Annotated in this window: 7 protein-coding genes and 2 tRNA genes; 6 read left to right on the forward strand and 3 right to left on the reverse strand. The window is 62.9% G+C overall.

Annotation, left to right across the window (positions count from 1 at the left end; translation table 11 throughout):
* Positions 1-76 precede the first annotated feature (76 nt).
* From gcl to EN781_RS21460, 3 genes are all read left to right on the forward strand, one after another.
* Positions 77-1,858: a glyoxylate carboligase gene (gene gcl / locus EN781_RS21450; protein ID WP_126054413.1), complete on the forward strand. Its 1,782-nt coding sequence runs from the start codon at positions 77-79 to the stop codon at positions 1,856-1,858.
* 26 nt (positions 1,859-1,884) lie between these two features.
* Positions 1,885-2,682, forward strand: a complete 798-nt coding sequence (otnI, locus tag EN781_RS21455) for a 2-oxo-tetronate isomerase (RefSeq protein ID WP_126054414.1) — start codon at positions 1,885-1,887, stop codon at positions 2,680-2,682.
* Between the two features lie 107 nt (positions 2,683-2,789).
* Complete coding sequence (locus EN781_RS21460) at positions 2,790-3,707, forward strand: 2-hydroxy-3-oxopropionate reductase (protein WP_126054415.1); 918 nt, start codon at positions 2,790-2,792, stop codon at positions 3,705-3,707.
* 137 nt (positions 3,708-3,844) lie between these two features.
* Here the strand turns inward: EN781_RS21460 and EN781_RS21465 are convergent, their stop codons facing one another.
* Complete coding sequence (locus tag EN781_RS21465) at positions 3,845-4,258, reverse strand: hypothetical protein (protein ID WP_126054416.1); 414 nt, start codon at positions 4,256-4,258, stop codon at positions 3,845-3,847.
* Between the two features lie 13 nt (positions 4,259-4,271).
* Positions 4,272-5,126, reverse strand: coding sequence for an RNA methyltransferase (locus EN781_RS21470; RefSeq protein ID WP_127400303.1), 855 nt, complete (start codon positions 5,124-5,126; stop codon positions 4,272-4,274).
* 209 nt (positions 5,127-5,335) lie between these two features.
* On the opposite strand from EN781_RS21470, the gene EN781_RS21475 reads away from it, so the two are divergent.
* Together EN781_RS21475 and EN781_RS21480 are read left to right on the forward strand one after the other, a co-directional pair.
* A tRNA-Tyr gene (locus EN781_RS21475) sits at positions 5,336-5,420 on the forward strand.
* Positions 5,421-5,509: 89 nt separating this feature from the next.
* Positions 5,510-5,583, forward strand: a tRNA-Gly gene (locus tag EN781_RS21480).
* Between the two features lie 71 nt (positions 5,584-5,654).
* Here the strand turns inward: EN781_RS21480 and EN781_RS21485 are convergent.
* A complete protein-coding gene (locus EN781_RS21485) occupies positions 5,655-6,542 on the reverse strand; it encodes a DMT family transporter (protein WP_126054418.1) in 888 nt (295 codons plus the stop codon).
* A gap of 237 nt (positions 6,543-6,779) precedes the next feature.
* Here EN781_RS21485 and EN781_RS21490 point away from each other — a divergent pair.
* Positions 6,780-6,878, forward strand: a 99-nt coding sequence (locus EN781_RS21490; protein ID WP_036253268.1) for a GTP-binding protein, incomplete at its 3' end; no start/stop codon positions are given.

Genomic DNA, 6,878 nt, shown 5'->3' on the forward strand with positions numbered 1-6,878 from the left:
AATATTCTGAAAAAATTGAAAAATAGCGGGCGTGCTGGCATGCTCAGCCAACCAACAAATTCGTGGAGGCTTGCAAATGGCCAGGATGCGCGCTGTCGACGCTGCCGTTCTCGTTCTCGAAAAGGAGGGCATTTCGTGCGCCTTCGGCGTGCCGGGCGCGGCGATCAACCCGCTTTATTCGGCGCTGAAGGCGAGGGGCACCATTCGCCACGTTCTCGCGCGCCATGTCGAAGGCGCCTCGCATATGGCCGAAGGCTATACGCGGGCCAAGGTCGGCAATATCGGCCTCTGCATCGGTACCTCCGGCCCGGCCGGCACCGACATGATCACCGGGCTCTATTCGGCGGCGGCCGATTCCATTCCGATCCTTTGCATAACTGGCCAAGCTCCCCGCGCGCGCCTCAACAAGGAGGATTTCCAGGCCGTCGACATCGCCGCGATCGCCTCGCCGGTCGCCAAATGGGCGGTCACCGTCATGGAACCCTATCTGGTGCCGATGGCGCTGCAGAAGGCCTTTCATCTGATGCGCTCGTCGCGGCCCGGCCCGGTCCTCATCGACCTGCCGGTCGATGTGCAGATGGCCGAGATTGAATTCGACATCGACGCCTACGAGCCGCTCGCCCCCTTCAAGCCGGCGATGACGCGCGCCCAGGCGGAGAAGGCGCTGACGATGCTCAATCAGGCGGAAAAGCCGTTGATCGTCGCCGGCGGCGGCATCATCAATGCCGACGCGTCGGACCTGCTGATCGAGTTCGCCGAGGTCACCGGCGTGCCGGTCATTCCGACGCTGATGGGCTGGGGCGCGATCCCTGATGACCATCGGCTGATGGCCGGCATGTGCGGGCTGCAGACCTCGCACCGCTACGGCAACGCCACCATGCTCGAGGCCGATTTCGTCTTCGGCATCGGCAATCGCTGGGCCAACCGCCACACCGGCTCCGTCGATGTCTACACGAAGGGCAAAAAGTTCATCCATGTCGATATCGAGCCCACCCAGATCGGTCGCGTCTTCGCGCCGGACCTCGGCGTCGTCTCGGATGCCGGCGCGGCGCTGAAGATGCTGCTCGACGTCGCCACCGAATGGCGGACGGCGGGCAAGCTGCGCGACTGGTCGGGCTGGGCGAAGGAATGCCAGCAGCGCAAGAAGACGATGAAGCGCAAGACGCATTTCGAGCAGGTGCCGCTGAAGCCGCAGCGCGTCTATGAGGAGATGAACAAGGCTTTCGGCCGCGATACCACCTATGTCACCACGATCGGCCTGTCGCAGATCGCCGGCGCGCAGTTCCTGCATGTCTACAAGCCGCGCAACTGGATCAATTGCGGCCAGGCAGGCCCGCTCGGCTGGACGCTGCCGGCCGCCCTCGGCGTGCGAGCGGCCGATCCGGACCGCGATATCGTCGCGCTCTCCGGCGACTACGATTTTCAGTTCATGATTGAGGAACTGGCGGTCGGAGCGCAGCACAGGCTGCCCTACATCCACGTCGTCGTGAACAACGCCTATCTCGGCCTGATCCGCCAGGCGCAGCGTGGCTTCTCGATGGACTATGAGGTCAGCCTCGCCTTCGAGAACGTCAACCGCGCCAACGACCCCGAGGCAGGCTACGGCGTCGACCATGTCGCGGTCGCCGAAGCGATGGGCTGCAAGGCGGTTAGGGTGCGTAAGCCGGAAGAGTTCGCCGGCGCCTTCAAGGAGGCGCAGCGCCTGATGAAGGAGCACCAGGTTCCGGTCGTTCTGGAATTCATCCTCGAGCGCATCACCAACATTTCCATGGGCACGGAAATCGACAAGATCACCGAGTTCGAGGAATTGGCCGAACGCAATGAGGATGCGCCGACGGCCATCATGATGTTGGATTGAGCCCGGCGGGGAGAAGGAGAAAAAGAATGCCGCGTTTTTCAGCCAATCTGTCGATGCTCTTTGGCGAGCACGAGTTCCTCGACCGCTTCGATGCCGCCGCCCGCGCCGGCTTCAAGGGCGTCGAATATATCGGCCCTTACGATCATGCGCCGGACGTCGTCGCCGCGCGCCTGAAGAAGAACGGGCTGACGCAGGTTCTGTTCAACTTGCCGCCGGGCGACTGGGCAAAGGGCGAGCGCGGCATAGCCGTGCTTCCCGATCGGGTACCGGAATTCCGGCAAGGGGTGGCCAAGGCCATCACCTATGCGCATGCGCTCGGCTGCGAGCAGATCAACTGCCTTGCCGGCATCGCCCCACAGGGAGCCGACCGAGCGGTGCTGGAGAACGTCTTTGCCGAGAATCTGGCTTTCGCGGCCGAGAAGCTGGAGCAGGCCGGCATCAGGCTTTTGATCGAGCCGATCAACACCCGGGACATTCCGGGCTTCTTCCTGAATTATTCCGACCAGGCGCTGGCGCTGATCGACCGCATAGGCTCGAAGAACCTGTTCCTGCAATACGACATCTACCACATGCAGATCATGGAGGGGGATCTCGCCCGTACCATCGAGGCAAACCTCGACCGTATCACGCATATCCAGCTTGCGGACAATCCCGGACGTCACGAGCCGGGGACGGGCGAGATCAACTATCCCTTCCTCTACGAGCACATCGACCGGCTCGGCTATGCCGGCTGGATTGGCGCCGAATACAAGCCGAAGGCCGGCACGGACGCAGGGCTGGGCTGGTTCAAGGCATTGGCCGGCCAGGGCAGCGCGGCCGCCTAAAGCCTTCCTTCTCCCCGTCACTATACGGGGAGAAGGTGCCGGCAGGCGGATGAAGGGCAGCGCCGTACCTTCGGCTAGTTGCAGTTACGAATTTCAGGAGCGAAACAATGGAAACCATCGGCTTTATTGGCCTCGGCATCATGGGCGCGCCGATGGCGGGGCATTTGCTGGATGCCGGCTACCCCGTCGTCGCCAGCGACCATCGCTCCAAACCGCCGGCTGACCTGATCGGCAAAGGGCTGAAGACCGTCACCGGCCATGCCGCCGTGGCGAAGGCGGCTGATGTCATCATCACGATGGTGCCGGACACGCCGCAGGTGGCCGACGTGCTGTTCGGCGAGAACGGCGTCGCCTCCGGCCTGTCCAAAGGCAAGCTCGTCATCGACATGAGCTCGATCTCGCCGATCGAGACCAAGACCTTCGCGAAAAAGATCAACGATCTCGGCTGCGACTATCTCGACGCGCCGGTATCGGGCGGCGAGGTCGGCGCCAAGGCTGCCTCGCTCACCATCATGGTCGGCGGCGAGGAACAAGCCTTCGAGCGCGCAAAGCCGGTGTTCGAGAAGATGGGCAAGAACATCACCCTCGTCGGCCCGAACGGCGTCGGCCAGACGACCAAGGTCGCCAACCAGATCGTCGTGGCGCTCACCATCGAGGCGGTCGGCGAAGCGCTTGTCTTCGCCTCGAAGGCGGGCGCCGATCCGGCCAAGGTTCGCCAAGCGCTGATGGGCGGGCTCGCCGCCTCGCGCATCCTCGAAGTGCATGGCGAGCGCATGATCAAGCGCACCTTCGCGCCGGGTTTTCGCATCGAGCTGCACCAGAAGGACCTCAACCTGGCGCTGGAGGGCGCCAAGGCGCTCGGTGTCTCGCTGCCCAACACCTCGACGACGCAGCAACTATTCAACTCATGCGCGGCCAATGGCGGGGCGAAGGAAGATCACTCGGCGCTGGTCAGGGCGCTGGAGCGGATGGCCAATTTCGAGGTCGGCGGCCAAGCAACCGAAGCCAAGGGCAAAGCAGCATAGGTCGGGAGAAGGCGGCGCAACGTTCCCAAGCTGCCAGCTCTTGCCTGCCAAGAACGGGTTCCTGCGTCAAACGCCGGAGCCCGTTTCTCATATTCCGCGCAACCACGAGATGAGCGTCGGCGCAAATCGCGATGTGGTTAGGGAAATTGCTGGTTGATGTCCGCCAGCTTGAACTTGTCGATTTCAGCCCCGATCCGCTCAAGCGCAAGAACAAGTGTGCCGTTCTCGAACGCCTGGCTGAGAGCTCCGTCAACCCACCTTTCATCGGCCAGGTTGCAGGCGACCCGATGATGGATCTCCGTGGCGTCCATGGAGGTCAAGTCTCCTGGACTTTTGGGCAGCCAGGTCTCCCAACAGGCATCGTCGAGAAATTTTTTGATATCGGCGGGATTTTCAAGCGTATGGACAAGCCGAAATATGTCTTCCATCAACACATGGTAGCGGTCGTTCGCCTCGTCGTAGAACTCCGATGGAGTGAGCGTTCGTAGAGTGCCGATTGTGCTCGCAAGAAACGCAAGCCATTCGCCCCGATCTGAGAACGTCTCGAACATCCAGGTCGCTCGTTCAATCCTCGGAAAGGAACTTTCGCGCCGCATAAAGGCTCACCGCCGCCGCGTTGGAAACGTTCAACGAGCGTATCGCACCCGGCATGTCGAGGCGGGCGAGCGCCGTCACCGTCTCGCGCGTCTTCTGACGCAGGCCCTTGCCTTCGGCGCCCAACACCAGCGCGATTTTGTCGCCGGCGAATGTTTTCTCCAACTCGGCCGGTCCGTCCGAATCGAGGCCGATGGTCTGGAAGCCGGCCTCATGCAACTGGCCGAGCGCGTCGGCGAGGTTCTTCACCTCAATCTGATCAATATGTTCCAGCGCGCCGGAGGCGGATTTCGCCAGCACGCCCGATTCCTGCGGGCTGTGGCGGGCCGTGGTGATCAGCGCGCCGGCGCCGAAGGCGACCGCGGAGCGCAGGATCGCGCCGACATTGTGCGGATCGGTGACCTGGTCGAGCACGAGCACCAACTGAGTGTCGCCAAGCGCGTCAAGGCGCTTCGGCTTCAGCGGCTCGGCCTCGATCAGCACGCCCTGATGCACGGCATCCGACCCGGTGATCCTGTCGATCTCCTTTGGCTCGACCAGCTCGGCCTTGAAGGGCAGGGCGGCGAGGTCGGCGATCGCCAGCCGCTCGGCGGCGTTGCGCGTCACCAGCATTTTCCTGATCTTGCGCCGTGAATTGTCGAGCGCGGCTCGCACCGTGTGCAGGCCATAGAGCCGCACCAGGCCGTCGCCGGGGGATTCGCCCGGCGGCAGCGGCTGGCGCGGCCGGAATGCGGGTGCGCCGCCGGCCTTCTGGTCGCGGTGGGCGCGACGCAGCTTGGCGTAGTGAGTGTCTTTGGGTGTTCCGGGCTTGTTGTCTTTGCTCATGGCGGGCTTCTATAGCCGTGTCGTCGGGCCATGGATACTGGCAGAAGCCGGCTTGCCGAGGATGCTGTCAAATTCAGCGCATTTTGCCGGGACGTGCGGTTGACACCCACCAGCCTTGCCGCCATAAGGCGCTTCGCTGATTTCGGAGAAGACTTCTACTCGGGCTCCGGATCGGCAAATGCCTCGTTGCATGGCTCCGGCGGCAGACTGGAGAGGTGCCCGAGTGGTTAAAGGGGACGGACTGTAAATCCGTTGGCTTAGCCTACGTTGGTTCGAATCCAACCCTCTCCACCACTGCCGGCCCGGAAGCCCTGAAACGAAAAAGTCTCGGACCGAAAAGCGCATGGCGCTTTTTGGGTGAATCCGGTACTTCAGTGTAAGGCGCGGGTATAGCTCAGTGGTAGAGCAGCAGCCTTCCAAGCTGAATATGCGGGTTCGATTCCCGCTACCCGCTCCAGATTTCCGGCATGAAAGGCACGCGGAAGTGCCGCCCAGAAATCCTGGGAGTCAAACGCTTGGCTGCCTGGCCTAGGCAACCGGTATCAGCCGGCGCCTTCTTTCGTCCAGCGACACGATGGCAAGGCCGCTGGCCACCACCAGCAGGATGCCGCAAACGGCGAGCGCGTTGGGAAACTGGCCGAACACCAGCAGGCCTGAGATGACCGCCCAGACGGTGAAGCAATAGTAGAACGGCGCCACCGCGCTCGTCGGTCCGACGCGATAGGCCATGAAGATGAAGAAATGGCCGAAGATCAGGAACAGTCCGGCGCCGGCGATGAGCAAGAGGTGGCGGGGCTCCGGCATGACCCAGCGCTCGGAAACGAGATGCGCGACGCCGGAGCCGACCAGCACGACTACGACGGCGGAAATGGCGACGATCATGCCCGGCACCTCGGCGCCGACCTTGCGGCCGGCAAGATCTCGTGCGGCCGACAGGACCGCGTTGCCGAGCGCCAGCAAGGCATAGACCGAAATCCCTTGCATCGTCGGCTGCGCCACCATCAGCGCGCCGATGAAGCCGACCCCGATCAGCGCCATGCGCGCGCCGCCGATACGCTCGCCGAACAGCACCGAGGCGCCGACCAGCATCAGCAGCGGCGTGATCTGCCCGAGCGCCGTTGAATCGGCGATCTGCATGTTGGCGAGCGCCACGACGTAGCAAAGGATCGCCGCCAGTTCGAGCAGGTTGCGGCGCAGAACCTTCCTTTCGAAGATCAAAGGGACCTGCCTGGCGTAGCCGAGCAGGACAAGCAGCGGGACTCCCCAGAGCGCCGCCGCGATGCCGCGCAGGAACAGCACCTCGTAGGGCGGCAGGCCGGTGGTGGCGAGCTTCATCATCGTATCGTTGACCAGATAGGACCCGGTCGAGACGACCATGAACAGCGGACCGCGGAGGTTTGTCGGGATGAACTGCATCGAGCGAGGAGATCAGACCCGTGCAGCGGCGGCAATGGGCCAGTCGCGGAGCCGGCTTCGCCCATTTCATTTTCCGCTGGACGTCCTATATGCATGCCACATCCCCCCGAAATCGGATCATGGGTTCTGACCGGGCGGGCGCGCTCAGCCACAAGGCACTTGTGTTTTTCAGCCGTTGTCGCTAATCGCCCCGCATTCGACTGAACTGAATGTCCAGGCCGTCCAAGGAAAGAGACTATGGCAAAAGGTAAATTCGAGCGCACCAAGCCGCATGTGAACATTGGCACGATCGGCCACGTCGATCATGGCAAGACGTCGCTGACGGCGGCGATCACG

Source organism: Mesorhizobium sp. M4A.F.Ca.ET.090.04.2.1 (assembly GCF_003999085.1).
Lineage (GTDB): Bacteria > Pseudomonadota > Alphaproteobacteria > Rhizobiales > Rhizobiaceae > Mesorhizobium.